At 64.2% G+C, this 25,976-nt stretch carries 24 protein-coding genes; 10 read left to right on the top strand and 14 right to left on the bottom strand.

All coding sequences use genetic code 11. From position 1 onward, the window contains the following. Window positions 1–65: 65 nt before the first annotated feature. Window positions 66–851: a hypothetical protein gene (locus tag BGO82_RS13995; RefSeq protein ID WP_291306223.1), complete on the top strand. Its 786-nt coding sequence runs from the start codon at window positions 66–68 to the stop codon at window positions 849–851. Here the strand turns inward: BGO82_RS13995 and BGO82_RS13990 are convergent, their stop codons facing one another. From BGO82_RS13990 to BGO82_RS13965, 6 genes are read right to left on the bottom strand one after another with little or no spacing between them, the layout of a single operon-like run. Further along, on the bottom strand, window positions 852–2,066 hold the full coding sequence (locus BGO82_RS13990) for a YncE family protein (protein WP_291306222.1): 1,215 nt from the start codon (window positions 2,064–2,066) through the stop codon (window positions 852–854). Beyond that, on the bottom strand, window positions 2,063–2,932 hold the full coding sequence (locus tag BGO82_RS13985; protein ID WP_291306221.1) for a creatininase family protein: 870 nt from the start codon (window positions 2,930–2,932) through the stop codon (window positions 2,063–2,065). Before BGO82_RS13985 ends, BGO82_RS13990 begins: the two co-directional genes overlap by 4 nt. Next, the gene (locus BGO82_RS13980; protein WP_291306220.1) at window positions 2,929–5,568 is read right to left on the bottom strand and encodes an FtsX-like permease family protein; all 2,640 of its coding nucleotides are present in this window, start codon (window positions 5,566–5,568) and stop codon (window positions 2,929–2,931) included. The genes BGO82_RS13985 and BGO82_RS13980 overlap by 4 nt, the downstream gene beginning before the upstream one ends. Next, window positions 5,565–6,203 (bottom strand): ATP-binding cassette domain-containing protein, encoded by a 639-nt coding sequence (locus BGO82_RS13975; protein WP_291306219.1) that lies wholly within the window; start codon window positions 6,201–6,203, stop codon window positions 5,565–5,567. Before BGO82_RS13975 ends, BGO82_RS13980 begins: the two co-directional genes overlap by 4 nt. Then, window positions 6,200–6,862: an ABC transporter ATP-binding protein gene (locus BGO82_RS13970; RefSeq protein WP_291306218.1), complete on the bottom strand. Its 663-nt coding sequence runs from the start codon at window positions 6,860–6,862 to the stop codon at window positions 6,200–6,202. Before BGO82_RS13970 ends, BGO82_RS13975 begins: the two co-directional genes overlap by 4 nt. Continuing rightward, the gene (locus BGO82_RS13965; RefSeq protein WP_291306217.1) at window positions 6,859–7,428 is read right to left on the bottom strand and encodes a hypothetical protein; all 570 of its coding nucleotides are present in this window, start codon (window positions 7,426–7,428) and stop codon (window positions 6,859–6,861) included. Before BGO82_RS13965 ends, BGO82_RS13970 begins: the two co-directional genes overlap by 4 nt. A 554-nt stretch (window positions 7,429–7,982) precedes the next feature. On the opposite strand from BGO82_RS13965, the gene BGO82_RS13960 reads away from it, so the two are divergent. The 4 genes from BGO82_RS13960 to BGO82_RS13945 all read left to right on the top strand — a co-directional run bounded on the left by BGO82_RS13960 (window position 7,983) and on the right by BGO82_RS13945 (window position 11,930). After that, window positions 7,983–8,816: an ABC transporter ATP-binding protein gene (locus tag BGO82_RS13960; protein WP_291306216.1), complete on the top strand. Its 834-nt coding sequence runs from the start codon at window positions 7,983–7,985 to the stop codon at window positions 8,814–8,816. Next, window positions 8,813–9,706, top strand: a complete 894-nt coding sequence (locus tag BGO82_RS13955; RefSeq protein WP_291306215.1) for an ABC transporter permease — start codon at window positions 8,813–8,815, stop codon at window positions 9,704–9,706. Before BGO82_RS13960 ends, BGO82_RS13955 begins: the two co-directional genes overlap by 4 nt. 110 nt (window positions 9,707–9,816) lie before the next feature. Beyond that, window positions 9,817–10,788, top strand: a complete 972-nt coding sequence (locus tag BGO82_RS13950; RefSeq protein ID WP_291306214.1) for an ABC transporter substrate-binding protein — start codon at window positions 9,817–9,819, stop codon at window positions 10,786–10,788. A gap of 143 nt (window positions 10,789–10,931) precedes the next feature. After that, window positions 10,932–11,930: an ABC transporter substrate-binding protein gene (locus tag BGO82_RS13945; protein WP_291306213.1), complete on the top strand. Its 999-nt coding sequence runs from the start codon at window positions 10,932–10,934 to the stop codon at window positions 11,928–11,930. Here the strand turns inward: BGO82_RS13945 and BGO82_RS13940 are convergent. From BGO82_RS13940 to BGO82_RS13910, 7 genes are all read right to left on the bottom strand, one after another. Further along, window positions 11,927–13,306 (bottom strand): sensor histidine kinase, encoded by a 1,380-nt coding sequence (locus BGO82_RS13940; protein ID WP_291306212.1) that lies wholly within the window; start codon window positions 13,304–13,306, stop codon window positions 11,927–11,929. The two genes, BGO82_RS13945 and BGO82_RS13940, sit on opposite strands and share 4 nt — an antisense overlap. Further along, window positions 13,303–13,971, bottom strand: a complete 669-nt coding sequence (locus tag BGO82_RS13935; RefSeq protein WP_291306211.1) for a response regulator transcription factor — start codon at window positions 13,969–13,971, stop codon at window positions 13,303–13,305. The genes BGO82_RS13940 and BGO82_RS13935 overlap by 4 nt, the downstream gene beginning before the upstream one ends. A gap of 38 nt (window positions 13,972–14,009) precedes the next feature. After that, the gene (locus BGO82_RS13930) at window positions 14,010–15,380 is read right to left on the bottom strand and encodes a HAMP domain-containing sensor histidine kinase (protein ID WP_291306210.1); all 1,371 of its coding nucleotides are present in this window, start codon (window positions 15,378–15,380) and stop codon (window positions 14,010–14,012) included. Beyond that, entirely contained in the window at window positions 15,373–16,044 is a 672-nt protein-coding gene (locus BGO82_RS13925; protein ID WP_291306209.1) for a response regulator, read from the bottom strand. The genes BGO82_RS13930 and BGO82_RS13925 overlap by 8 nt, the downstream gene beginning before the upstream one ends. A gap of 14 nt (window positions 16,045–16,058) precedes the next feature. Next, on the bottom strand, window positions 16,059–16,844 hold the full coding sequence (locus BGO82_RS13920) for a hypothetical protein (protein WP_291306208.1): 786 nt from the start codon (window positions 16,842–16,844) through the stop codon (window positions 16,059–16,061). Window positions 16,845–16,853: 9 nt separating this feature from the next. Next, on the bottom strand, window positions 16,854–17,243 hold the full coding sequence (locus BGO82_RS13915) for a hypothetical protein (protein WP_291306207.1): 390 nt from the start codon (window positions 17,241–17,243) through the stop codon (window positions 16,854–16,856). A 139-nt stretch (window positions 17,244–17,382) separates the two neighbouring features. After that, window positions 17,383–17,772, bottom strand: coding sequence for a PepSY domain-containing protein (locus BGO82_RS13910; protein WP_291306206.1), 390 nt, complete (start codon window positions 17,770–17,772; stop codon window positions 17,383–17,385). Window positions 17,773–18,513: 741 nt separating this feature from the next. Here BGO82_RS13910 and BGO82_RS13905 point away from each other — a divergent pair. Next, entirely contained in the window at window positions 18,514–19,587 is a 1,074-nt protein-coding gene (locus tag BGO82_RS13905) for a lysine-2,3-aminomutase-like protein (RefSeq protein ID WP_291306205.1), read from the top strand. Here the strand turns inward: BGO82_RS13905 and BGO82_RS13900 are convergent, their stop codons facing one another. Then, complete coding sequence (locus tag BGO82_RS13900; protein ID WP_291306204.1) at window positions 19,588–20,232, bottom strand: ATP-dependent Clp protease proteolytic subunit; 645 nt, start codon at window positions 20,230–20,232, stop codon at window positions 19,588–19,590. It lies immediately after the preceding gene. Window positions 20,233–20,434: 202 nt separating this feature from the next. Here BGO82_RS13900 and BGO82_RS13895 point away from each other — a divergent pair, with 202 nt between their 5' ends. From BGO82_RS13895 to BGO82_RS13880, 4 genes are all read left to right on the top strand, one after another. Then, a complete protein-coding gene (locus tag BGO82_RS13895; RefSeq protein ID WP_291306203.1) occupies window positions 20,435–20,911 on the top strand; it encodes a MarR family transcriptional regulator in 477 nt (158 codons plus the stop codon). After that, window positions 20,911–22,086, top strand: a complete 1,176-nt coding sequence (locus BGO82_RS13890; RefSeq protein WP_291306202.1) for an HlyD family secretion protein — start codon at window positions 20,911–20,913, stop codon at window positions 22,084–22,086. The genes BGO82_RS13895 and BGO82_RS13890 overlap by 1 nt, the downstream gene beginning before the upstream one ends. A gap of 61 nt (window positions 22,087–22,147) precedes the next feature. After that, window positions 22,148–23,728: a DHA2 family efflux MFS transporter permease subunit gene (locus tag BGO82_RS13885; RefSeq protein ID WP_291306201.1), complete on the top strand. Its 1,581-nt coding sequence runs from the start codon at window positions 22,148–22,150 to the stop codon at window positions 23,726–23,728. 424 nt (window positions 23,729–24,152) lie between these two features. Then, entirely contained in the window at window positions 24,153–25,925 is a 1,773-nt protein-coding gene (locus tag BGO82_RS13880) for an ABC transporter ATP-binding protein (protein WP_291306200.1), read from the top strand. Window positions 25,926–25,976: the final 51 nt, after the last annotated feature.

The raw sequence follows: 25,976 nt of genomic DNA, 5'->3' as shown, positions 1-25,976 counted from the left end.
ACAACACTGTAAAATGACCACGCCGCCGCGCCGTGGTAACGCCACGCCCTGTGAAGGGGAGTACCATGACCGATACCGCCGAGACCGTAGGCTATGCCGTCGTGCAGACAGCCAAGGTCCCGGAAGTAGCCCTAACATTCTGGGTCGTGAAGGTCTTGACGACCGGCCTCGGCGAGACAACCTCGGATTATCTTGTCCGGGCTTTTGATCCCCCGTTGGTGATCGCGCTTAGTGGCGTCGCCCTCACCGTCGCGCTCGTTGTGCAATGGATCATCCCCGTCTTCTCCAAATGGCGCTACTGGATCGCCGTTTCTCTAGTTGCCGTATTTGGGACGATGGTGGCGGATGTCATTCACGTTGTGTTGGGTGTTCCTTATCTGGTTTCCACGGTCGTATTTCTCGGTGGCCTCCTTATCGTGTTCGCTTGTTGGTGGTGGGTCGAGAAGACGCTTTCCATTCACAGTATTTACACGAGACGGCGCGAGAGCTTTTACTGGTTGACGGTCCTCGCTACGTTCGCTTTAGGCACCGCGGCCGGTGATATGACGGCCACCACGCTCGGTCTCGGCTATTTCGTTTCAGGCGTCATGTTTCTGGCGGCGTTCCTGGTCCCTCTCGTCGTACGCCGCTGGGCGGGCGCCAGTGAGATTTCGACGTTCTGGATCGCCTATATCCTGACACGGCCGCTTGGCGCGTCCTTTGCCGACTGGCTGGGAGTCGGACCGGAACGCGGCGGGGTGGGCCTCGGCACGGGTTTCATCAGTCTGGCACTCGTTGTCGTGGCCTGGGGCATTGTCGCCCTCAGCACGTTCGATGCGGCTGCCATCTCCGCTCGCCTGGACCGAAATTGATCACCGCATGTTTCCGGTGTGACCAAGCGAATAGCGGCCCGGCTGGGGCCACACCGCGAGGCCGTGCGGCTCGCGCCCAACCGGCACTTTGCTGACGGCCCCACTGGTGGTGTCGAACATGTAGACCTCGTTGTCGAACCGTCCGGACAACCACAACTGCTTGCCGTCGGCGCTGACATTGCCCATGTCGGGGCTGCCGCCGCCTGGGATCGGCCACTGTGCAACGACTGCTCTGGTGGCGAAGTCGATCACACTGACACTACCGGGTCCGTGTCTGCTGGCCCGATGCATGCTGTGCGAGCCACGGTTGGACACGTAGAGTTTGGTTCCGTCGCGGCTGACGGTCAGCCCGTGCGCGCCGGGACCGGTCGGGATGAAGCCGGCAATTGTGAAGCTTTCCCCATTGACCAGGTGGACGCCGTCCGCGGCCATGTCGGCAACGTAGAACACCTGGCCATCGGGAGACAGACGAATGTCCTGCGGCATCGACATTTTGGGTAAGGCGAGCGTGCCGAGCACCTCTCGATTGCGCAAATCGACCTTGAGCAATGCGCCATTGAACTCGCAGGTGAAGATCGCATAGGAGCCGTCGGCGGCGAAGTCGGCATGGTTGATGCCGTGACAGGTCGGCGTCGGAATCTGCGCCTCGAGCGCCATCGTTTTGGGGTCGCGTAGGTCGAGGCGCCGCAGCGCCTCGTCGACGACGATGGCGGCGCTGCCGTCGGGCATGAAGTACATGTTGTAGGGATCTGGCACCTTGACGGGTAGCCCCGGTTTGCCGGTTGTCGGATCGATCGGCGTCAGGCTGCCGTTGCGGTTGCCGCGCCCATTGTTGGCGACCCACAGCGTGGTCAAATCCCAGGACGGGATGACGTGCTGTGGCCGCACACCGACCTTGAATGTATTCACCACCTTGAGCGTTGACGGATCGATGACCGACACCGTATTGGCCGAGTGGTTCGGCACGTACACGCGAGGCAGGTCGGCGACCACGGCCCAGCTTAGATGGCCGACCCCGATCTGGCTGTAGATGTTGATGGCCGCGGGAGGTTCAGGAGTCGGCGGGGCGGCGCTCGAACCGCTCGGCGCGATCGACGGCGCATCCACGCCCCGCATGGTCATGGCGCTGCCAGGTCCACCGTCAGCCGCCGGTACGGCGGCAGCCAGTCCAATACTCACCAGCGCGGTGACAAGCGTTGCTGCCACGAGCTTCATTTTGGCTGCCTGCCGATAAAGGCGCGGATATCGGCGACGGTGGTGCTGACGATCAGATCGACGCCAAGTTGACCGAAAGCCGCAGATGATCGCGATGGATCGCCGCCATAGACCCCGTCGGCGGGGCCGAGGGCCGGCGATGCCGCGAGCCGATCCTGCCGGACCATCGCGGGGTCTACCGCCAGCATCAGGGACGTGTCGGCCAGTGCGGCGTGCGTGCCAATCTCGGTCCGCTTGACGCCGGCTGCGAGAAGCTTGTCGATGTAGCCGGTCTGCGTGACTTTGTAGTAGTTTCGGTCGGCAAAGACCCGAACTCGTGTCTTTGCCCACTCGGCATTGAGGTTGTCGGCGACGGCGCTTTCGTCGGCCTGATAGCCGCCATGATCGCCGATCAGCACGATGGTCTTGAAGCCGTGCAGCTTGAAGCTGCGCGCCGAGGAGTCGAGCAGCGCCTTGAAGGTGGTATCGCTGATGGTGATCGTGCCGGGAAATTTCATATGCGCCGTGGGCGGGCTGATCGACCCCTCGGGTACGTACGAAACCACGGGTGCCACCAACGCGTTGCCGAGTTGCTCGGCAATCTTTTGCGCCAGCGCCTTGACCCGCGCGTCGTGCTTGCCGAGCGCCATCGCCGGGCCGCTTTGCTCCACCCCGCCGATCGGCACAATGATCGTCGTCGTGCCTGCCTTGATCTCGTCGCGCAACTCGGTCCAGGTCTGATCCTCGAGGAAGACCGAGGCTGCTGTCGCCGGGGTAGCATGCAGGCCCGACATCGCCATGAGGACCGTCGCCGCAATAGCCGCCCGGCGTGAAAATATCGCTCGACCTGCCGCCGAGCTGAGATTGAGGCACAAGGCGTTGTTCACCGCAGTTCTCGCATCTGTGAAACGGCGGCATGCTCGGCCCGCCACGTTGCATTGGCCAGCGCGATCGCAGCAGCACAGACCAGGGCTGCGAGAGCGCCGATGACGTAGACCCAAGGGACAGCGGGCGCTTCGGGCGGCGGATCGAAGACACCCTGCAGAACCACGATGAGGATCTCCGCCACGATCGTCCCCGTCACCGCGCCGGCAATGATCCCTGCGACGAGGATCAGACCGCCTTCGCTCCAGACGAAGGCTCGGAGGGTTCGCCCCTTGGCGCCCAAGACCTTGAGGATAGTGAAGTCGCGGCGGCGGTCGGCGAAGCCGAGTGCCAGGTTCAGGCCGGTGGCCGCGGCCCCGAGCAAAACGGCGAACGCCAGTTCGATGCGGGCGAGGCCGCTGACATCGACCGCGGTCAGGCTGGTGCCGATCGTGTGGACGGCGTCGAGCAGCGAGCTTACCTGCTGTCCTTTGCCTCTAAGCAACGACGCCACGCCCCGTTTGACGGCATCGACGTTTCCTGTGGCCCGGATCAGCACCACCTCGTTGGCATCGACGCCTGTCATCTGCGCAACATAGCTGGCATTGGCGACAAGGAAGCTGTCATGGGGAGCCGTCGGGAACTCGCGCGCCACGCCGACAAAGGTGAACGGGATCGCGCGATAGGCGTGATCCCGTCCCTGCAGTCTCAGGTTGATCTGGTCACCAAGGCTGAGTTGGAAGTCGTTCACAGTTTCCTCGGAGACGAGGACGCCGTCCGCTCGGCCCGCCAGCGCGCTCATCGTCGCCACCGCGTCTCCACCCTGAAAATAGGCGTTCGACAAGTCCGTCGCGCGGCCGATCTTCATTGGGTCGATGCCGTAAAGGTCCTGCAGATCAGTGCCAACATAGGCGTAGCGATGTTGCATGGGCTCGACATTCGCCACGCCGGCCAGCCGGCGGATCGCATCGATGTAGGCGCCGGCCGGCGTGGTCGTTGCTCCCGTGACCGTAATGTCGGCGCCATTGGTCAGCTCGGCATCGACCCGCGCCTGGGCCTCATAGGTAGAATTGAAGATCGCTGTGGACACGAGAAATGCGGTCGCAAGCGCGACGAGCGCGACCGCGAGCGCCAGGCGGTTTCGCTGCCAGCTCAAGGCGGACGATACCAAGGGAGCCGCGATCCCGGCGAGGGGCGACACAGCTCGGGTGAGGACGGCCCGGCCGCCCCGTAGCGCGAGGCGCGTCAACCGTATCGTCAGTAACCCCGCCCCGATCCAGAACAGAAGGGGCGACAGGAAGGCGGTGTAATCGACCGCAGTCGCCGTGACACCTTCCGTGGCAAGCACGATCTGGTAGCCGCTGGCCGCTGTCCTCCAAAAGATCAGGCCCGACAGGGCCAGCAGGAGAATGTCCAGGTAGAGCCGCTCCCACAATGCGGTGCGCGCCCGATACTCGGGTCGGCGCAGGGCCATCACGGACTGGCCCCGTGCTGTCATCAGTGCGGGGATGAGCGCCGAAGCGATGGAAAGGACAATGCCGACGCCAAAACCGACACCGAGCGGAGTTACGCCGAACGAGTCGATCTCGAACCCGGCGAGGATCGACGCCGCCGCGACTGCCAGCCCGACTCCCAAGATGGCCGCAATACCGCCGACAACGCCCGCCTCCGTCGCTATCAGCCCGAGCCGGCGTGCGACCGTCGCGCCTCTCAGCCGTAGCAGCGCCTGGTCGCGAGCGCGCGTCTCCTGGCCCGAGCGGACGATGATGAAAGCAAGGAGCACCCCAAGGACTGCCCCAGGCAGACCGAGAAAAAGAAACAGCACTTTGGCGTACAGCGCATCGCCGCGCGTTGCGTCGAGCTGCGCCGCGAGGTTGTTGCCGACCACTCCTGTGCCTGCGAAGCGGGCCTCCAGATTGCGTCCGAGGCCCGCTGCCTTGGCAAAGGCGTCGTTGGGGTCGGTACTGAGAATCGTTCGATCGATGACGACATGCAGTTGCGTGCGTGGATTGCCCGGCCCGCCCGCGGGATAGAGCTGCTGCCAGACGTCGAGTGGCAAGAGGATCGCGTTGTCAGGTGGGGCAGCCGGGGCGGCTCCGGGTGGCACTCCGACGGCCTGGAAGAAGGCATCCGCCGATTTGAGATCGACGATGCCGGTGATTTTTACCCGTGACGTATTCGACGCCGTGAGCTTGAGCGTAACCGTATCGCCAGGCTTGGCGTGCAGATTGGCAGCGGTTTGCTGCAGCAGCACCGGTCCCGACATGTCACCTGCAAGCAGGCGGATGTCATTGCCGCGATCCTTGAAGTAGTCGGTCGCAAGTCCCACCGCCTTACCGGCACCGGTGGTCTGGGTTGTGCCGTCGGCGCGAAGCTCGAACCCGGCGACATCGCCATAACCGACTTGTGCGATTGCCCGGATCGGCACCGCACCCCGGATGATCTGCTCAGCGGCTGCGGGGTCGCCACCGGGCACGAGCTCGACCTGCAGGTCGGTGGTCAGACCGAGCAGGGCGCGCTCAGTCATCGACCGCGAGCTTTGGTCGATGAAGACCGCCAGATCGGTCACCATCGCAACCGCAAGGCAAAGGCAGGCGATGGTTCCGGCGATGCGTCCGAACCGACTTCGCACCAGGCCTGCGAGCCAACTCAAGGTCATACCGGGATCTCCGCAAGATGCCCGTGGTCAAGCGTCCAGCATCGTTGCGTGGAGGCAGCCACCATCGGATCATGGGTGGCAATAACCAGGGCTGTTCCGGAATCGTCCGCCCAGCCGTCGAGCATATCCAGCACTCGATTGGCGGTTTCATGATCGAGTTGGCCGGACGGCTCGTCGGCAAGCAGCAAGCGCGGCGTTGTCACCATCGCTCGGGCCAACGCAACACGCTGCGCCTGGCCGCCGGAGAGTTCTGACGGCAGTTTCGAGGCGAGATCACTCAGGCCAAGTCGGGACAAAAGGCCCAGGACGTCGCCCGGCCGAGTTACCGTCGAGATGAGCAGCGGCAGCCGCACGTTCTCTTCGACGGTCAGCCATGGAATCAGGCTGGGTGACTGGAAGGCCAGTCCAATATCGGTGGCCACAGGATGCCCGTAGAGAGGCCATCTCACCTCTCCCGCCGTCGCTTCGTCCAAACCGGCGATCAGGTTGAGAACCGTGGACTTGCCGCTCCCTGAGCGTCCCATCAGCGCAATGCGGTCGCGCTCGAAGATGTCAAAGGTCACGTCAATGAGCGCGGGCGCCGACGCACCACGATAATCCTTGCGGACATGATCGAACTGCACGAGCGCCGTCACGCGACCGCTCCGTCGTTGAGCTCGAGAATACGGTCCGCCTTACCGGCCAAAGAAGGACTGTGGGTGGCAATCAGAATTGCTGCGCCATCGGCCTGCGCGCGCTTGAGCAGTGAAATGATGGCGGTCTCGTTGGCTTCATCGACCTCACCGGTCGGTTCATCGCAGATCAGGACACTCGGGAGCGTCGACAGGGCTACCGCGAGACCCGCACGCGCGGCTTCGCCGCCCGAAAGTGTTTCTGGGAGAGCCTGCACTCTATGGCCCAAGCCCACCCGGTCCAGCAGCGCTTCCGGCGCTGGCAAGTGCTTCTTGCCCGAAAGCCGCTGTTGAAGCCGGAGATTGTCGATCACCGCGAGGTGCGGAAAGAGGTTGCCGGACTGCATCATGATGCCCACGCGTTCGGCTCGCAGCCGCGCGCGCACGCGCTCTGGTGCGCGACTGATCCGTTCGCCGGTGATTGCGACGTAGCCGCCGTCCGGATCGTCGAGGCCTGCGACGCAGTTGAGCAGGGTCGACTTTCCGCTGCCCGACGGCCCGGTCACCGCAACCAATTCGCCGCTTCGCAGTCGGAGACTGACGCCGCGCAGGGCAAAGATTTCCTCCTCGCCCACATGATAGAAGCGGTAGAGATCTGACGCCTCCAGCACCACCCCGCTCATTGCACCCGCAGGGAGTTGGACATCAGGTTCCACTGGTCGACGTTGTCCGCCCCGTTCGGCGCCGACATATCGAGCACGGCCAGCTTGCCGCTCGGGCCCCGCAGGTAAAAGCGAACCTCTTCGAGCCGGATCTGCTTGCTCGTCACGGCGTTAGGCTCCGAATTGGCCGAATAGTCGACGCGTACTGCCCTACCTCCGTCGAGCTTGACCTCCTTCACGGCGATGATCTTCACGGCCCGCCCGCCGGCGACGAGATCTTTGGCCTCGTGACTGGTCACGGACGACACCGAGGGGGACGACGCGGTCGTCTGCGTCGTCAGCTCGACGCGATTGTATTTGTCGGAAAAGATCGCGCCATTGGCCTCGTCAGCACGGGCCCAGCCCTCCGGGACTTTCATGGTCACCCCGGCTCCCTGATAGTCGACGAAGACCTGGGTGTCGGGAATGTCGCCGGGTGGGTTCTTCTCGGAAGCGACGGGCTTTTCGACCGCAATTGAAACTGCCGGCAACGAAATTGCTGCACCAGCGGAGAGTGCCAGGGCGAATGCGAGGCTACGAGATGTCATGTTCCGGGCTCCTGTTCTGGAAGCCCAGGCTCGGCCCCTGGTCTTACGTCCGTATGTCCGGTTTCTTACAGATCTGTATGATCCAACCTTGGTCATGCGGCCAGCGATCGTACACTACGGTTCACGAGTGGAATTGCGTTCCTGCGATACGAGCCAAGGGACGTTGGCATCGACGAAAAACATGCTCGCCGGCGCCACGCCAGCAGCGTCCCCACCTCGGACCGATGAAAGACCCAAGGTCAGCTGCAGTCGAGCCCAACGCCCCATGAAGCAATGACTGGAGCGCTGGTGGGTCCGCCCAATCCCAGCAGGAGTAGGCATCTGCTCTTCAGCTTACAGCCGCCTTACACGCTCATTAAATCGTCGGGCCGCGTGCCGTGCGACTGCTCCGATTGAAAGGTGACTGAAAGCTTGGCGGCCTAAGGTTCGAGCGTCGAGGACCGAAACGGCCCGACGCTATGGGAGGCTTCAATGCTTGCGGACAACCGCCCGCGCGTTGCGCGCGGCGACAGGACTTTCTGCATCCTTTTTCCAGCGCCCGTTCGGGGAGCGAAATGACCTCCAGTGCAAGCGGCGGCGTCAAGCTGATCGGCGTGACCAAGCGTTTCGTCACGCCCACGGGGGCGGCGATGACGGCCATCCGCGACATCAACCTCACGGTCGAGCCCGGCCAGTTCGTCACCATCGTCGGGCCCACCGGCTGCGGCAAGTCGACGACCCTGACCCTGGCGTCGGGACTGGAACTGCCCAGCGCAGGCTCGGTGCTCGTCAACGAGCAGCCGGTCACGGGCATCACCAAGGGGGCGAGCTTCGTCTTCCAGACCGACGCACTGATGCCCTGGAAATCGGTCGAGGCCAATGTCGCGCTCGGCCCGATGTTTCGCGGCACCCGCAAGGCGGAGGCGCTGCGGTTGGCGCGCGACTGGCTGGCGACGGTCGGGCTGTCGGGCTTCGAGAAGCATTATCCGCACCAGCTTTCGGGTGGCATGCGCAAGCGCGTGAGCCTCGCCGCGGCGCTCATCAACGAACCTACCATGCTGATGATGGACGAGCCCTTCTCGGCGCTCGACGTGCAGACGCGCGCCATCATGTCGAACGAATTGCTGGCGCTGTGGGAGAAGTCCCGCCCGTCGGTGATGTTCGTGACGCACGACCTCGAAGAGGCGATCGCGCTCGCCGACAAGGTGGTGGTCATCACCGCCGGGCCTGGCACGGTGAAAGCGACCTACGACATCGACCTGCCGCGCCCGCGCGGTGCCGTGCAGGAGATCCGCTTCGATAAGCGCTTCCTCGAGCTCTACCAGCAGATCTGGGAGTCGCTGCGCGAGGAGGTCGAGCGCGCCTACATCCGACAGATCGAATCCAACCGGCAGAGAGGTGCGGCATGACCATCGAGGCCAACGCGGCGGCCACCCCGCTCGCCACCACGCCATCCACCGACGAGCAGACCATCGCGCGCGCCGCCCGCGAGCGCATCCAGCGCCGGCGCTTTGCCGTGCGTGCCACGCAACTGGCGGTCGCCGTGTTGCTGCTCGGGCTCTGGCAGGTGGGCGCGATAGTCGGCTTCATCGATCCATTCTTCTTCGGCTCGCCGCTCGGCATCGTGCAGCGCCTCGCCGACTGGTTCGTCAACGGCACCGCCTATGGCTCGTTCTGGGAACAGCTGTGGATCACGCTGGAGGAATCGCTCCTGGGCTTCGTCTTCGGCGTCGGCAGCGGGGTGATCTTCGGCATCCTGCTCGGCGAGGTGCCGTTCCTCGCGGACGTCTTCAGCCCCTATATCAAGATCATCAACGCCCTGCCGCGCATCGTACTCGGTTCGATCTTCGTGATCTGGCTCGGCCTTGGCCTGCCCTCGAAGGTCCTGCTGGCCGCGGTGCTGGTGTTCTTCGTCGTCTTCTTCAACGCCTTTCAAGGCGTGCGCAGCGTCGATCGCAACCTCGTCTCCAATGCGCGCATCCTGGGCGCATCGCGCCTGCAGGTGGTGCAGCATGTAGTGATCCCGTCGGCCATGACCTGGATCATCGCGAGCCTGCACGTGGCGCTTGGCTTCTCGATCATTGGCGCGATCGTCGGCGAGTTCCTGGGCTCGCAGGGCGGCCTCGGGCTGGTCATCGCCACGGCGCAGAACACCTTCGACTCCAACGGCGTGTTCGGCGCCATGCTGGTCATCGGAGTGGTCGCCTTGGGGGCCGAAGCATTGATGACGCAACTGGAGCATCGCCTGCTCGCCTGGCGTCCAAAATCGCCGTCGGAGAACAGCATCGCCGGCATCTAACCGGGCCGAGCCGGAAGCCTCGGAAATCAACGTGGAGGAGAAAGACTATGTCGAAAAAGACGCTCGTTGCGATTACTACTGCGCTTGCTGCGACATGCAGCCTCGCTGGCGTGGCGATCGCTGCGGATGCCCTGCCCAAAGTCACCCTGATGGTCGGTGGTATCGATAAGCAGATCTACCTCGAATATCAGCTGGCGCAGAGCCTGGGGATGTTCAAGAAGTATGGCGTCGACATGCAGCTCAGCACCGAGCAGGCGGGCGGCGTGGGTGCCGAGGATGCAATGATCTCGGGCCAGGTCGATATGGCCGGGGCGTGGTACGTGCACACCATCGACTTCCAGCAGAAGGGCAAGGATGTCATCAACCTCATCCAGCTCGCGGTGGCGCCTGGCGAGCGCATCATGTGCGCTACCGGATCCAACGTCAAAACGCCGGCCGACTGGAAGGGCAAGAGCGTCGGCGTCACCGACATCGGCTCGGGCACGGACGATCTCGTCAGCTACGTTTCGACCCGCGCCGGACTGACCTCCAAGGACTATACCAAGATCGCTGCCGGCCAGGGCCAGACAATGATCGCGGCGCTCAAATACAACAAGGCGGTCTGCGGTATCACCAGCCAGCCGACGGTCAACGCCATCACCAAGCTCAAGGTCGGCTATTCGGCCATCGACCTGTCGACCGGTGAGGGCACGCAGAAATGGCTGGGCGGCGACTATCCGGCGGCCGGCGTTCTGGTACGAGGCGAATGGCTGAAGGACCACCAGAAGGAGGCGCAGGCTGTGGTCAACGCTCTCGTCGCCACCCTCGCGTGGATGAAGTCGCACACCGCTGCCGACGTTGCCGACGTGATGCCCAAGGACTTCGTCTCCAACCAGCTCGTCTCCAAGGACGAATACATCGCCGCGCTCAAGGCTGATTGGGGCCAGTTCAACCTCGAAGGCCTCGGCAAGATGCCGGCCAACGGCCCGCAGACGGTCTTCGACATCCAGAAGGCGGCCGGCAAGGTGACGGGAACGGTCGATCTCAGCAAGACCTACACCGACCAATATGTCGATGCGGCGATCAAGGCCGAAGGTCTGTAATATCCAAGGGGCGGCCCTGTCGGCCGCCCCGCCATTTGTCCGCTGGCAAATCTGTCGCTCGGCTGGCATGACTGGAGAATGAAACGGCGTGGGGCCGCCGATCGCCCCGCCCACACTGCGCGGACTCTGATAGGGGAGGATGCATGAGACCGCTTGCGACGATGCTCTTTGCCGTGTCGCTCTTCGCCGCGCCAATATCCACCGCGGCGGCGGCGGACGTATCGCTGATGGTTGGCGGCATCGAAAAGCAGATCTATCTGCCGGTGGTTCTTGCGCAGCGCCTCGGCTATTTCCGCGATGCGGGCGTGGATGTTGAACTCCTCAGCGAGCCGGCCGGCGTCGAGGCGGCCGATGAGATGCTGGCGGGAGCGGTGCAAGGGGTGGTCGGCTTTTACGACCACACCATCGAATTGCAATCGCTCGGCAAATATACCCAATCGGTCATCCAGTTCGGACTCGCGCCCGGCGAAGTGGAAGTCGTTTCGAGCCAGCATCCCGAGATACGGTCGGTCGCAGACCTCAAGGGCAAGCATGTCGGCATCACGGGCCTTGGGTCATCGACCGACTTCCTGACCGCGTACCTGCTGGTCCAGAACGGCCTTAAGCTCAGTGAGGTCACGCCGGTGCCGGTGGGCGCCGGCGATAGCCTCATCGCGGCGATGGCGCACGATCAGGTGCAGGCAGCCATGACCACGGAACCGACTGTTTCGCGCCTGCTCGCCAGCGGCGCGGCGCGCGTTCTCGTCGATACGCGTACCCTGGCGGGCAGCAGTGCCGTGTTCGGCGGTCCCTATCCCGCGAGCTGCCTCTACATGGAAACGTCGTGGGTCGATGCGCACAAGGACATCGTGCAGAAGCTCGCGCGGGCGCTCGTCCGAACGCTGCACTTCATCGCCGACAACGACGCCGAGACCATCGCCGGCGCTATGCCGTCGGATTTCTATGTCGGTGACAAGGCACTCTATGTCAGCGCCCTGGCGGCGGGAAAGCAGATGTTCTCGCCTGATGGGCGAATGCCGGAGGGCGGACCGGACACCGTGCTTCGGGTGCTCAGCCAGATCCGCGGCAACCTCAAGGGGAAACCGGTCGATCTGAGCAAGACCTACACCAACGTCTTCGTCGACAGCGCTGGCGCGAGCTAGCTCACCGCGGCGGGGAGGCGAACCTCAACCGCAAATCCTTTGCCTGCACGGGGCGCTGGAAGGTCTATTGTCCCACCCATCGATTCCACGACCTCCGACACGATCGACAGGCCGAGCCCACTACCCCCTGGCCGAGCATTCCTGCCACGCCGAAATCTCTGCAGCAGCCCCGTTCGGTCCTCATCCGTAGCTCCCTCGCCGGTATCTTCGACCCGCAGGATCACGTCTCGGACGCCCCTGCGGACGGCGATTGTCGCCTCGGCTCCTGCACCCGCATGGGCAATGATGTTCTCGACCAGATTGGTCACGAGCTCGACAAGCATGACGTCCGACCCGACGACGCCGGCGGGGCCGTCGGAATCGAACGCCATCTCGATGCCGGCATCGAGGGCCCGACTGGCCGCCTCGAGAACCACCTGATGCGCGATATCGCTCAGATCGATCGTTTCCGATTGGAGCGCTGTTCGGTTGTGATCGACACCGCCCAGTGTGAGGAGCTGGCTGGTCATACGGGCCATCGAAGTCAGGTTCGAATCGACCTCCGTCAAGGCGAGGTCGATCTCGGACCGCTCCCGTGAGCGGAGCGCGTAGTTGACCTGAGTCTTGATCACCGCCAGTGGCGTTCGCAATTGGTGCGCGGCGCTATCGAGGAAACGCCGCTGCCGCTCGAGCTGTTGCCGCAGCCGGTCCATGTGGGCGTTGAGCGCCTGAACGAGCGGGCGGATTTCGGTCTGCACCCTGTCCGCGTCGAAGGGCTCGAACTGGTCCGGCCGCCGGTCGCGTACCTCCTGGCGCAGGCGCAGCAGCGGCGCCAGTTCGCGGCTGATCCCGAACCAGATCGAGATCGCGCCGGCGACCACCAGGGCTCCTTGCTCCAAAAAGCCGCGCATCCACAAGGTCGTGACCAGCGCGTTGCGCGCCTTGAGGGTCTCGCCGACCGAAACCCGCACGATCACGCCACCCGTCGGGGTGACGACCGTCTGCAGGAAGTCCACAGCCCGCATCGGCTCTTCGTCACGAAAGACCGTCTCGAAAAACAGCAAATTGCCGCGGCCAGTCTTCGTCGGCGTGTCGAGCCCGGGATAGCCGGCGATGAGATTGCCGGCTGAATCGGTGACGGCATAGGCGACTTCATCATGGCTTTCCGAGGCGAATAGCTCAAGGGCGGCCGGCGGAATCGTCACGACCAGCGAGTCGTCGGAATAGGCGACCTCCTCGGCGATCATCCGCGCTGAGGCAGTCAACTGCTGGTCTGTGACGATGTTGGACAGGCGAAACGCCTGCTCGTAGGACAACCAGGCTCCGATGCCGAGCACCAGCAGCCCCGGAATGATCAGCCAGGCCAGAAGATTGACCCGGATGCTGCCGCTTTTCATTCCTGCAGCCTCAGCAAATAGCCCAGCCCACGTAGCGTCGCGATCACGACCGATGATCCTTCCAGCCGTTTGCGGAGGCGATGAACGATGACTTCCACGGCGCTCAGATTGACATCGTCGTCGAAACCGTAAGTGCTCTCGAGCAACCGTTCCTTGCTCACCGGCTGGCCCTGCCGGCGCATCAGCGCCTCAAGCACGGCGGCCTCGCGCGGCGATAGCGCCAGGTCGGTCTCGCCGAGGCGAAAAGCCCGGCCGGTCTGATCGAAGGTCAAGGGACCAATGCTGATTTCGCGTCGCGCCGGTGCATGACTGCGCCGCAGCAAGGCACGCATGCGGGCTTCGAGTTCCTCGATTTCGAAAGGTTTGGTCAGATAGTCGTCGGCACCCAGATTGAGGCCCTCGACCCGGCTCTTCAGATCATTCCGGGCGGTGAGGATCAGGATGGGCAGGGAGAGTTGATGACGGCGGATCTCCCGGATCAGATCGAGGCCGCTCATCCCTGGAAGACCGAGGTCGACGAGCGCGATATCGTATTGGCCCAGGTCCGTGCCGGCGATGACGCTTTCCGCGTCCGTAAGAGCGTCCACAGCATAGTTCTCGCCCTGCAAAAGCTTGGCGAGCCACGTGGCCAGCGATGAATTGTCTTCAACCAGCAGGAGTCTCACCCGCAGAGCCTACATCGAGAGGCTGCCGCCGAATACTGCTAGACGATCCCGACGGTCGGAAAAGCCACCGTTACGACGAGACCCGGCGCGCGGTCGCTGACAACAATGCTGGCACCGTGCAAATCGGCGATCGCCCTGACCAGGCTGAGGCCCAAACCGCTGCCGGGCGTTGTTCGGCTCTTCTCCAACCGATAGAGCCGCTGAAAGACTTTGTCGTACTCATCCGGCGGAATACCCGGGCCGTTGTCAGCAAAGGTCAGGATGACCTGCCTGTTCTGAACCTCCCCGGTGACCTCGATCAGAGTTCCGGGCGGGCAGTGCCGGATCGAGTTTTCGATGAGATTGGCGCTCAGCTGGATCAGCAGTTCCTGGTCGCCATCGATGTCCGGCATCGCCGGAGGGCGTCGTACGACTAGAGTCTGGTGTTCCTCATCGGCCACATCGCCATAGGCATCAGCGATGCGGTCGAGAATGTCCCCCATCCGGACGCGGACAAAGCGCGCCCGCCGGGCGCCCGCCTCGATCTGAGCAATCCTGAGCAAGGCATCGAACGTCGAGTTGATACGATGGATTTCGAATTCAACCTGAGCCAGCTGGTCGGAGACGTTTTCTCCACGATCGCTCGCGAGCGTTGCCGACTCGACGCTGATCGCGAGGCGGTTGAGCGGCGTCTTTAAATCGTGCGCGATGTTGACGCTGACCTGCCGCATCCCCTCGACCAATGCGGATAGCCGATCGAGTGCGGCATTCACCTGTCGGGTGAGCTGATCGATATCATCGTTGCGCCGTCCGGGCGGGATCCTGGCATCAAGCTCGCCCTGACCGATTCTGGTCATCGTAGCCGCGATGACATCGATCCGCTTTTGCGCCCGAGTGGCTAAAACGGTTCCTGCACCCACCACGATCACGAATGTCACAAGCCCGGCACAGGCCAGCATCAACAGCGCCAGTCGACCGACTTCGCGGGTCTCCGCAAAACTGCTGCCCACGAGCAAGCGGTTGAGTCCGGCTTGCCCGACAAAGACCCGAAACCGCTCCGACTGGGCATCGGCAAGACCGAGCTCCTGTCCGGTCTGCGTCGTCCATCCGTTAGCCTTGGGCAAACTCTGAACATCACCCGCAAGACGGGCGCCCGTCTCCGAGATGAGGCCATATATCTGATCGTGATTGAGGGTCGACCTCGAATGGCTGGTGACCGAATCGATGAGATCAGCCTGGTCGCTGTCGCCATAGGACTCGGCGATAACCCGGAACGTGTCGCCGATGGTCTGATCCATCCTGGATTCGAGTTCGCGGCCGATGAGCTCAAACGCCGCGAAACCGGCAATCAACATGGCTACGAAAAATGTCGCGCCCAGGATGAGCGCGACACGGAACGGCGTGCTCTTGAGCAGCCCTAGGCTAGTCATGCATCACGTAGCCCGTATTGCGGACGGTGTGCAGTAGTTGCTGCCCGTACGGTCGGTCGATCTTGGCCCGCAACCGACTGATATGGGTTTCGACGACGCTGGTCTGCGGGTCGAAATGGAAGTCCCAAACGCGTTCCAGAAGCATGGTACGGGTCACCACCCGGCCCTCGTTGCGCATCAGATATTCGAGCAGCGCGTATTCGCGCGGCAAGAGATCGATCGGCTTACCCTCGCGCCGGCAGGTGCGGCGAACGAGGTCGAGTTCGAGAGCACCGATCTGCAGTGTCGTCTTTTCCACCTGTTGCGGTGGGCGTCGCGCCAGCGCGTTGACCCGGGCCAGCAACTCGGAGAACGCGAAGGGCTTGACCAGGTAATCGTCACCGCCGGATTCGAGGCCTTCCACTCGATCGTCAACGCCATTCACCGCAGTCAAAAAGATAACGGGGGTCGAGACCCCCGTCGCACGAAGCGCCTTCACCAGAGACAGACCATCGAGGCCCGGGAGCATTCGATCGACCACGATCACGTCGAACTTCATCCGGCTGCCGTGCGTCAGGGCATCCCGGCCGTCCGTCAAGCTGTCGACGACGTGACCGGCCTCCGTCAGTCCGTTGCGTACATATTCCGCCGTTCTCTGGTCGTCCTCGACCACCATGATGCGCATTGATGACCTACGCGTTATCGCGCCGCCTCGAGAACTTCTTCGCCGTCCCGGTTACGGATCGACATATAGACCACTGTACACACGATGATCAGCAAGAACATCGCGCTGGTCACGATCGTTCCGAGGCCCAACCCACCGTACTGCCGTGGTTGCGACAGAAGATCGCCGAACGAAGCCCCAAGCGGGCGAGTCAGGATGTAGACCAGCCAGAAGCCCAGGATTGGATCGAGCTTCAGGAAGAAATATCCGATCGCCAGCGATGCGATGATCATGCCGAACAATATCCCGGTGGCAAGATAGCCAAGCGAGAACTGCTCCGCGACCAGGTCGCCGGCGGCTGTGCCGAGTGCAAAAGTGAACAGGATTGCGAGCCAGTAGAATGCCTCCCGGCGTGTCGTGATGACCGTGTGGATCGAGAGCGTTCCCTCGATCCGCCACCAGACAACGAAGGTGATCGCAAGTAGGATCGAGAAGGTAATCGTGGTCACGATGAGCGGTACGCCAAAATTGTCGACCAGATTATCGGTGATCAGCGTACCGACGATGCTGATCAGAACGACGGCCAGCCAATACGGCGCCGGCACGTAGCGCTTCTGCCAGAACTGCCAGACGAGTGCAGCGATCAGCACCGCCGCCATCAATAGGGAGGTAGTGGTCAGGCCGAGACCGAGCTGCACGCTGAGATAGTCGGCAGCGGTTTCGCCCATGGTCACGGCCATGAGCTTGATGAGCCAGAAGTCAGGTGTCACGCGTGGAACGCGATTATAGGCGGACTGGCCGGGAAAGGTGGTTGCGGTCATGGTTTGTCCTCACGGGGCCTTGCTGGGATCATTGAGCGTCGCCATCAGCGTCGCGAGCGCATCCTTGACGGCGGCCGGATCGGGCTTGCTCTTGCGGATGGCGCTGAAGGCCGCGTCGTTGGCGGAGTCGATGTTGCCCCACTGCGTCTGGTTGAGCGGGCGGATCGCCGTCTCGGCACCGTCCCAAGCGGTCTCATAATCGGTGATACGCCTGGCCCCGCCAGCGATGTCACCCTTGTCCACGAGCGCCTGGACATCAGCGATGATCGCCTTGAAGTTCGAAAGGTCGCCCAGGCCGCGTTCAGCAGCGACGGCGGTGTTGGCGGTGTAGAGCTCGTAGCCGCTGAACATCGCGACCGGAACCGCGATCAGCACGATCGCGAGGAAGACTTGCTTCATGTGGGAATCCGAAGGGTTGGGCGTCTGTCCGCGACAGGCGCAGTTCGGGGTTAGGATGGCCACCTCACAACCGACTGGCAGCCGGATTACAGTTCTGTAAGAGAGGCCCGAAAAACCGTGGGGTCTCCGGGCCTTTCGCTTAGTTTGAACCGCTCTCACCGCTTTCGGCGCTGTCGTCCCCGTTGCCGTCTTCGGGCTCCACCGGATCGGCGGCATTTCCCTGATTGTCGGCAACGTCCGTGCTGGCCGCCACCTTGCCGGTCCTCGCATCGACGGTGAAATTGCTCTCCGTACCATCGGGCATCTGAACGGTGACGTTGTACACTGGTGCAGACGCCGATCCGGCGAGGGCCAACTCGACGACCTTGCCTTGGCCATTGGCTTCAACTGCGGCCACGGCCTCTGCCACCGAGACAGTCGCGCCCGACAAGGCCGACGACTCGGCGCTGCTCGAGGTGACGGCGAACGACGCCGAGCTTGCAGCCGCGGCCAACAGGAACGCCAGGACGGCGGCGAGTTTGATACGCATCGATATTTCTCCTTACGCACCAGGCGGGAGTGCCCGGTTGCGCAAGAGCTACGTCTCCGATCTCGCAGCAGACTGTCAGTGCGCATACAGATCTGTAGTGAAGTGGCCCCATTGTTGCCGCATCGGACCGATTTGCCGTGGTTCAACCTCATTCGGGTCGGAGCCGTGGCCATATCGAGCAGAACTATGCTAGCCTAGGTAGTTCCCGATGGCCTGTCTCCTCATGGGGAGATAGCTCGTGCGTTCGTCCCGTTCAGCGACATGACCGACGTCCAGAAAGTTCAGGTGGAATCTCGCATCAAAGGGAAGGTCGTTCAGTGGATGCTTCCGATCCACGAGGTGTCAAAATCCAACGACCAAATTTGGATATCCGCTCCGATGCAGTTGCTCCGTGCGCCATCTCCAGTAAGAAGCAAACCGTTGCGGGTGTAGCTCAATGGTAGAGCAGAAGCTTCCCAAGCTTATTGTGCCCGACGGCCAACCATAAGGTACATCCTTTCCGGCACATGGCCACCTCCGGCCGACGGCGGTTGCGCTGTTGATGGCGGTGCTCTTTGGTTCAATCGAACCGACTTAGCCATCTTGGGCAGGGTTAGACCAATCAGTTTGGGCCTGGCTAGGTTGACAACCATCTGAAAACAGCCCCTTTGGCGAACGACCCACGCCTTCACACGGCGGGGGTCACAGGTTCAATCCCTGTCGCACCCACCATCCTTTCGAGAAGCACCGGATCCGTCCGCCATGGCCAGCGCGCCGATGGGCACCGTATCGCCGATTTCGTCGCGCCGCTCGATCCGCGGGCTTAGGGGCCTGCAGCAGCGCGGCCTCGCCGGCGCCGATGCCGATCCCGAACTCGAGCGCGTCACCGAGCGCTATGCCGTGGCGGTCACCGAGCCGGTGGCCGCGCTGATCGCCGCCGACCCCGACGGGCCGGTGGCCCGGCAATACCTGCCCACGATCGCCGAAGCGGTGTCGCTGCCCGACGAGATCGTCGATCCGATCGGCGATGCCGCGCATTCGCCGGTGCGCGGCATCGTGCACCGCTACCCCGATCGCGTCCTGCTGAAGCTCACCCATGCCTGCCCGGTCTATTGCCGCTTCTGCTTTCGCCGCGAGCAGGTCGGGCCCGGCGGCGAGGCGCTGGGCAAGGACGATGTCGAGACCGCGCTCGACTACATCCGCAGCCATCCCGAAATCTGGGAGGTGGTGTTCAGCGGTGGCGACCCGCTCCATCTGCCGCCGAAAAAGCTCAAGGCGGTGCTCGCCGAGATCGACGCCATGCCGCATGTCGAGGTGGTGCGCTTCCACAGCCGCGTGCCCGTGGTGCTGCCGGCCGCCATCGACGGCGCCATGCTCGAGGCGCTCGCGGGGCGCGCCGCGCGCTATGTCGCGGTGCACGTCAACCATCGCGACGAGCTGACGCCCGAAGCGATCGCGGCGCTCCACGCCATGACGCGCAGCGGCATCACGCTGCTCAGCCAGACCGTGCTGCTCAGGGGCATCAACGACGACGCGGCGGTGCTGGCCGGGCTGTTCCGCGCGCTCGTCGCCCACAACGTCAAGCCGTACTATCTGCACCATCTCGACCGGGCGCCCGGCACCTCGCATTTCCGGGTCTCGATGGCGCGCGGGCAGGAGATCATGCGGCAGTTGCGCGGCCGCGTCTCCGGCCTCTGCCAGCCGACCTACATGCTCGATATCCCGGGCGGCCACGGCAAGGTGCCGATCGGCCCGAACCATGTCGAGGCCGTGCCCGGCGGCTACCGCGTCACCGACCCCAACGGGGTGGCGCACGCCTTTCCGGAAGCGCCGTAGCTACTGCTTTTTCTTGCGCGCGGCGTGCAGCACCTGCCGGACGCAGGGGGCGTTGTCGCCCAACTCGGCCTTGCCGGGCGCCCGGGTGAGGCCGAAACAGGCGGCGTCCGCGGCGTTGAACAGCACGCCATAGCGCGGTCCCGGCGCCACCTCCTGGAAGGCCATCATGGCGCGGCCGGAGAGGCCATTGGCCGCGGCGCGCTGCGAGATGGCGAGGTCGCACTCGTCCATCTTCTCGCCGTTGCGGGCATCGAAGCAGGAATGGATCAGCAACTGGCCGCCCTTGTCGATGCGGCGATATTTGCCGGCGACGAACACCACGCTGGCGCAGGCCGAGGCGCACATCGCCTTGCCGCGCACCACGGTGGTGACGCCGAGCGCGCCGATCACGTCGGCCATCTCCATGGCGTCGACGACGCTGCCGCCGGGGCTGTCGAGCCACAGCGCGCGGGTGCCGTGGCGGTCGATGCTGGCGCGGCTGAGGGCGCGGGCCAGCCGGCCGGCATCGCCGGGGCCGATGACGCCGCGCGCCGACACGATGCGGCCGCCGCTGCCGTCGTTGAGCAGGGAGAACTGCATGGCCTCCGCCGGAACGGCGGCGTAGCAGGCGAGCAGCGCGGCGATCAGTCCGAGCAGGCGGAGCATCGAGGCATCCTCAAACACGCGGCGCTCATCCTATGCCGCCGCCCGAGCCGCGCGAAGCGGGTAGCACGGCGATGTGAAACCGGCCGGTCTTAGCCGCCGGTTAACCCATGCAGAATTGTCGCGGCAGCTGTGTTCCCGGCGCAATTGACTTTCTACGCATGCTTATCATATGTGCGCTTACCATAAGTACACGTAGGAAAAGATGAAGCAGGAGTTCAGCAATCCGCATTTCGAGAAGGAGAAGTCCATCGGCTTCCTCGTTCACGAAGTGGCGCGGCTGTTCCGCCGGCGCTTCGAGGACGAAGCGCGGATCCACGGCGTGACGCTGCCGCAATGGCGCGCGCTGGTCGAGATCCACAAGAACGAGGGCATCTCGCAGGTGTCGCTGGCCGGCTGCATCGACACCGACCCGATGACGCTGAGCGGCATCCTCGACCGGCTGGAAAAGCGTGGCCTGGTCGAGCGTTATCCCGATCCTAACGACAGCCGTGCCAAGCTCGCGCGGCTGAGCGAAGAGGGCGGGGCGCTGGTCAGGACCGCCCGCCATGTCGGACGCGAGCTCTACGAGAATGCCCTGGCCGGGCTGGACGAGGCGCAGCGCGCCGAGATCGCCGCCGGCCTCATCTGCATCCGCAACAATCTGAACAATATGACTGCCGAAGAGAAGGAAGCCGTCTGATGAACGCCCGCGTTACCGAACCCAAGGCCGGGGAAGCGACGATCGTGAACATGCCCCGCGCCGAGAAGGGCCAGACCACGGCAGAGGCTCCCGCGCCGCAGTCCGCACCGCCGCCGCAGGCCGCCGCGCCCGAGGCTGCGCCCAAGAAGAAGGGCGGCTCGCGCCGCCTGATCCTGATGATCGCGGTGCCGCTCGTGCTGGTCGTCGGCGGTGGCTATTTCTGGCTCACCGGCGGCCGCTACGAGGATACCGACAACGCCTATGTGCAGCAGGCCAAGGTGTCGCTCAGCGCCGACATCGCCGGCCGCATCACGACGGTCAACGTCACCGAGAACCAGCCGGTCAAGGCTGGAACGGTGCTCTTCACCATCGATCCGCAGCCCTACCAGATCGCCCTCGACCAGGCCAATGCGGCGCTCGCTTCGGCGCGCGTCAATGTCGAGCAGCTCAAGGTCGCCTACGGCACCGCGCAGGTGCAGCTCAAGGCCGCGCAGCAGACGCTGGTGATCCGGCAGGCGGCGTTCGACCGCAAGCAGTCGCTGGTCGAGTCCGGGGTCAATTCCGACTCGACGCTCGACGACGTCAAGCTGGCGCTGCAGCAGGCGCAGGCGGCGGTCGACCAGGCCAAGCAGCAGGTCGCGGCCTCCACCGCGGCGCTGGCCGGCAATCCGGACATCGCCATCGACCAGCATCCGGCGGTGCTCGCCGCCCAGGCGCAGGTCGAAAGCGCCGAGCGCAACCTCGCCAAGACCTCGGTGAAGGCGCCGGCCGACGGCATCGTCGCCAACGTTTCGAGCCTCAATGCCGGCCAGTTCGTCGCCGCGGGCACCACCATCGCCACGCTGGTCGAAACCAACGGCACCTGGATCGAGGCCAATTACAAGGAAACCCAGCTCGCCGACATCAAGGTCGGCCAGCCGGCGGAAGTGAAGGTCGACGCCTATGGCGACAACCTCGACTGCCGCGTCGCCAGCATCGGCGCGGCGACCGGCTCGGAGTTCTCGCTGATCCCGGCGCAGAACGCCACCGGCAACTGGGTCAAGGTGGTGCAGCGCCTGCCGGTGCGCATCGAATGCCCGCCCAGCCAGCAGGTGGCCATGCTGAAGACCGGCATGAGCGCCAACGTCACGGTCGATACCGGCCACTCGACGCTCGACAAGCTGCTCGGCAAGTAATCCGCGGGGCGCGGGGACACCGGTTCCCGCGCCCGCCGCCTTTTTGTTTCGGAGGCCATCGATGGCCAAAGCACCGCAGCACCTCTCCCAGCCCACCATCGTGGTCAAGCACAAGGGCCTGCTGACGCTCGCCCTGATGCTCGGCACCGTCATGCAGGTGCTCGACACCACCATCGCCAACGTGGCGCTGCCGCATATGGCCGCCTCGCTCGGCGCGGCGCAGAACGAGATCACCTGGGTCCTCACCTCCTATATCGTCGCCGCCGCCATCGCCACGCCGCTCACCGGCTGGGTCAGCGACCGCATCGGCCAGAAGCGGCTGTTCGTGGCGTCGGTGATCGGCTTCACCGTCGCCTCGGCGCTGTGCGGCATCGCCACTAGCCTGCCCGAAATGGTGCTGTTCCGCATCCTGCAGGGCATCTGCGGCGCCATGATCGCGCCGCTGGCGCAGACGGTGATGCTCAACATCAATCCCAAGGAGCGCTTTGGCCAGGCCATGGCCATCTACGGCATGGGCATCATGGTCGCCCCGATCATCGGGCCGACGCTGGGCGGCTATCTGACCGAGAGCTTCGACTGGCGCTGGGTGTTCCTCATCAACCTGCCGGTCGGCGTCGTCTGCGTGATCATGCTGCTCACCTTCATGCCCAAGAATGAGATCAGGATCCGGCGCTTCGACTTCTTCGGCTTCGCCATGCTGGCGCTGGCGGTCGGGGCGCTGCAGATGCTGCTCGACCGCGGCGCCGACAATGGCTGGTTCAGCGCCACCGAAACCTGGCTCGAGCTCGGCCTGGTGGTCGCCGGCCTGTGGGTGTTCCTGGTGCATTCGTTCACCGCGGAACAGCCGTTCATCGACCTGCGCATCTTCAAGGACATGAACTTCACGCTGGGCTCGGTGTTCATGTTCGTGGTCGGCATCACGCTGTTCTCGGGCCTGGCGCTGCTGCCGCCGCTGCTGCAGAACCTGATGGGCTATCCGGTGATCTTTTCCAGCATCATGATGGCGCCGCGCGGCCTCGCCACGATGGCGGCGATGATGATCGTCGGTCGGCTGACCGGCAAGGTCGATGCCCGCATCATGATGCTGTTCGGCACCAGCTTCATGGTCTACTCGCTCTACGCCATGACCGGCTTCGACCTGCAGATGGACTACTGGCCGGTGGTGTGGACGGGCGTGCTGCAGGGCTTCGGCATGGGCTTCGTGTTCGTGCCGCTCTCGACCATGGCGTTCGCCACCATGGCGCCGAAGTTCCGCGCCGACGGCACCGCCATGTTCAGCCTGGTGCGCAACATGGGGCAGGGCGTCGGCATCTCCATCGTCACGGCCGTGCTCTCCAACATGATGCAGGTCAACCACGAGGAGCTGGGCGAGCGGCTGACCGCCACCTCGCAGGCCGTCGCCACGCAGATGCCGAGCCTGCTCACCGGCAACCCGCAGATCGTGTCGATCATCAACGGCCTCGTCACGCAGCAGGCGGCGATGCTGAGCTATCTCGACGATTTCTGGCTGATGATGCTGCTCAGCCTCAGCGCCATCCCGCTGATCCTGCTGCTGCGCGGCCCCAAGAAACCGCCGGCCAACGCCAAGCCGAAGTCGCAGGACGAGGTCGCCCTCGAACGCGCCCACGCCATGGCGGAATAAAAGCGGTTGGCCGAGCGAGCCCTTTAGGGATCGATCGGACAGAGCGCAAACGAAACCGCGGTTGGCCGAGCGAGCCCTTTAGGGATCGATCGGACAGAGCGCAAACGAAACCGCGGTTGGCCGAGCGAGCCCTCTCGGGATCGCTCGGCCAGAGCGCAAGCGAAACGACGGTTGGCCGAGCGAGCCCTTTAGGGATCGATCGGCCAGAGCGGAAACAAGACCGCGGTTGGCCGAGCGAGCCCACTCGGGATCGATCGGCCAGAGCGCAGGAACTCCTCTACCGACCTCCTCCAGGTCAGTCGGAGCCCGACTCGCCGCAAGCGAGCCGGGCTTCATCATCTCGACGACGGCGCCGCGTCGCGGCCTTCACCACCGCGTGCGCGCCTTGCCGATCCGCCGCTTCATCCCTAAATCTGGGCGTCCAATGACCATGCCGTCCGTCTCCAGCAGCTCCCGTCCGCGCGCGGGCAAGAACGCCTTCCGTCCGCGCGGCGGCGCCGCCGAGGAGCAGCAGCTCGATGCGACCTGGGCCGAAATGCTCGGGCCGATGCTCTACATCTACCGGCGCTACTGGGACGAGGCCAAGCTGCTGCTGGCGGGCGTCGCGTTCATCGTGCTCTGCTCGGCGACCGCCGGCATCGCCGCCCCCTACGTGTTCTCGCGGCTCGTCGACACGCTGCGCGCCGATAGCTGGGGCGAGACCATCATCTGGGCCTTCGTCGGCTACGGCCTGCTGTTCGGGCTCAGCCAGGCGCTCAGCAACATGGTCAACTACATGGCGATGATGAGCGCCGAGAACCTCAACTTCATCGCTGGAACGGCGTTCTTCGAGCGGCTGCTGAAAAAGACCATCAACTTCTTCATCGACTACAATCCGGCCGAGATCCAGCAGGCCAAGTCGCGCGGCCAGAACGCGGTCTATACGCTGGTGCAGCTCGGGCTGATCGTCTTGATCCCCGGCATCATCCAGATCACGCTGACGCTGTTGGTGCTCGGGGCCTCGATCAATCTCGAGATCGTGGTCATCGTCTTCGTCTATGGCGCGGCGTTCATCGCCTTCACCTTCTTCGCCAACCGCTGGACGCGGCCCTATCTCGACGCCGCCATCAAGGCCGACCAGGCCAATTCGAAATTCGTCGGCAATTCGATCAACGCCATGGAGACGCTGCGCTATTTCGGCGGCGACCAGTGGGTGGCCGGACGCTTCGCCGAACAGGCGCGCGAGGTGCGCGACAGCTGGGCGAGCTTTGCCACGCGGCGCATCTTCTACTCGCTGGTGTTCGGCGCCATGCTCGCGGCGCAGATCGGCATCACCTATTTCGTGCTGCTGCCGCGCTACCGCGCCGGCGAGCTCACCATCGGCGACGTGGTGCTGTTCGATTCACTGCTGCTGCAGCTCAACCGGCCGTTCCAGACCATCGGCTCGTCGATCGACGACGTGCTGCGCTCCTATTCGCGCTTCATCCCCTTCGCCAAGATGTGGGGCGCGCCCGAGGAGCCCGACGTGGCGCCGCATCCGGATTTCCGGCTGGCCGCCGGCAGCATCGTCTTCGAGCATGTCGGCTACGCCTATCGCGACAAGCCGGCGGTGTCCGACGTGAGCTTCACCGCGCGCCGCGGCCGGCTCAACTTCCTCACCGGCGAGACCGGCTCGGGCAAGACCACGCTGTTCAAGATCGCGCTCAAATCGCTGGAGCCGCGCGAGGGGCGGGTGCTGATCGACGGCGTGCCGCTCAGCGATATCGCGCGGGCCGACTGGTATTCGGTGATCGGCGTCGTGCCGCAGGAGATCATGCTGCTCAACGACACCATCACCTCCAACATCATCCTCGGCCGGCCGCTGGACGAGGCGCGGCTGCGCAGCGCTGTCGAGCGCGCCTCGATCGCCAAATTCATCGACGGGCTGCCGGAGAAATTCGACACCCGCATCGGCGAGCGCGGCCTGAAGCTCTCGGGCGGCGAGCGGCAGCGCGTCGCCATTGCGCGGGCGCTTTATGCCGATCCGCAGATCCTGTTCCTCGACGAGGCGAGCTCGGCGCTCGACGAGCGCACCGAGGCCGAGATCATGGGCGAAATCCGCGCGCTGGCCGACGAGATGACCATCCTCGCCATCACCCACCGCAAGACGGTGATCGCGCCGGGCGACGTGGTGGTGGAACTGACGCCCGAAGGCGTCAGCGAGCGGATCGCCGCCTGAAGCCGGTCGCTGGTTCGAGGTTCAGCGGCGCCGCGTTCCCTCGCAACGCCC

It is taken from the genome of Devosia sp. 67-54 (genome assembly GCF_001899075.1).
Taxonomy (GTDB): domain Bacteria; phylum Pseudomonadota; class Alphaproteobacteria; order Rhizobiales; family Devosiaceae; genus Devosia_A.
The sequence above is the reverse complement of the archived record's forward strand: the minus strand, read 5'-3'. Positions and strand labels throughout refer to the sequence as shown.

Excerpts from the sequence above, each read along its gene's own strand:
- BGO82_RS13995 (WP_291306223.1), top strand. The coding sequence starts at position 66 with ATGACCGATACCGCCGAGACCGTAGGCTATGCCGTCGTGCAGACAGCC.
- BGO82_RS13990 (WP_291306222.1), bottom strand. The coding sequence starts at position 2,066 with ATGAAGCTCGTGGCAGCAACGCTTGTCACCGCGCTGGTGAGTATTGGA.
- BGO82_RS13980 (WP_291306220.1), bottom strand. The coding sequence starts at position 5,568 with ATGACCTTGAGTTGGCTCGCAGGCCTGGTGCGAAGTCGGTTCGGACGC.
- BGO82_RS13970 (WP_291306218.1), bottom strand. The coding sequence starts at position 6,862 with ATGAGCGGGGTGGTGCTGGAGGCGTCAGATCTCTACCGCTTCTATCAT.
- BGO82_RS13965 (WP_291306217.1), bottom strand. The coding sequence starts at position 7,428 with ATGACATCTCGTAGCCTCGCATTCGCCCTGGCACTCTCCGCTGGTGCA.
- BGO82_RS13960 (WP_291306216.1), top strand. The coding sequence starts at position 7,983 with ATGACCTCCAGTGCAAGCGGCGGCGTCAAGCTGATCGGCGTGACCAAG.
- BGO82_RS13955 (WP_291306215.1), top strand. The coding sequence starts at position 8,813 with ATGACCATCGAGGCCAACGCGGCGGCCACCCCGCTCGCCACCACGCCA.
- BGO82_RS13945 (WP_291306213.1), top strand. The coding sequence starts at position 10,932 with ATGAGACCGCTTGCGACGATGCTCTTTGCCGTGTCGCTCTTCGCCGCG.
- BGO82_RS13940 (WP_291306212.1), bottom strand. The coding sequence starts at position 13,306 with ATGAAAAGCGGCAGCATCCGGGTCAATCTTCTGGCCTGGCTGATCATT.
- BGO82_RS13930 (WP_291306210.1), bottom strand. The coding sequence starts at position 15,380 with ATGACTAGCCTAGGGCTGCTCAAGAGCACGCCGTTCCGTGTCGCGCTC.
- BGO82_RS13925 (WP_291306209.1), bottom strand. The coding sequence starts at position 16,044 with ATGCGCATCATGGTGGTCGAGGACGACCAGAGAACGGCGGAATATGTA.
- BGO82_RS13920 (WP_291306208.1), bottom strand. The coding sequence starts at position 16,844 with ATGACCGCAACCACCTTTCCCGGCCAGTCCGCCTATAATCGCGTTCCA.
- BGO82_RS13915 (WP_291306207.1), bottom strand. The coding sequence starts at position 17,243 with ATGAAGCAAGTCTTCCTCGCGATCGTGCTGATCGCGGTTCCGGTCGCG.
- BGO82_RS13910 (WP_291306206.1), bottom strand. The coding sequence starts at position 17,772 with ATGCGTATCAAACTCGCCGCCGTCCTGGCGTTCCTGTTGGCCGCGGCT.
- BGO82_RS13905 (WP_291306205.1), top strand. The coding sequence starts at position 18,514 with ATGGCCAGCGCGCCGATGGGCACCGTATCGCCGATTTCGTCGCGCCGC.
- BGO82_RS13900 (WP_291306204.1), bottom strand. The coding sequence starts at position 20,232 with ATGCTCCGCCTGCTCGGACTGATCGCCGCGCTGCTCGCCTGCTACGCC.
- BGO82_RS13895 (WP_291306203.1), top strand. The coding sequence starts at position 20,435 with ATGAAGCAGGAGTTCAGCAATCCGCATTTCGAGAAGGAGAAGTCCATC.
- BGO82_RS13890 (WP_291306202.1), top strand. The coding sequence starts at position 20,911 with ATGAACGCCCGCGTTACCGAACCCAAGGCCGGGGAAGCGACGATCGTG.
- BGO82_RS13885 (WP_291306201.1), top strand. The coding sequence starts at position 22,148 with ATGGCCAAAGCACCGCAGCACCTCTCCCAGCCCACCATCGTGGTCAAG.
- BGO82_RS13880 (WP_291306200.1), top strand. The coding sequence starts at position 24,153 with ATGACCATGCCGTCCGTCTCCAGCAGCTCCCGTCCGCGCGCGGGCAAG.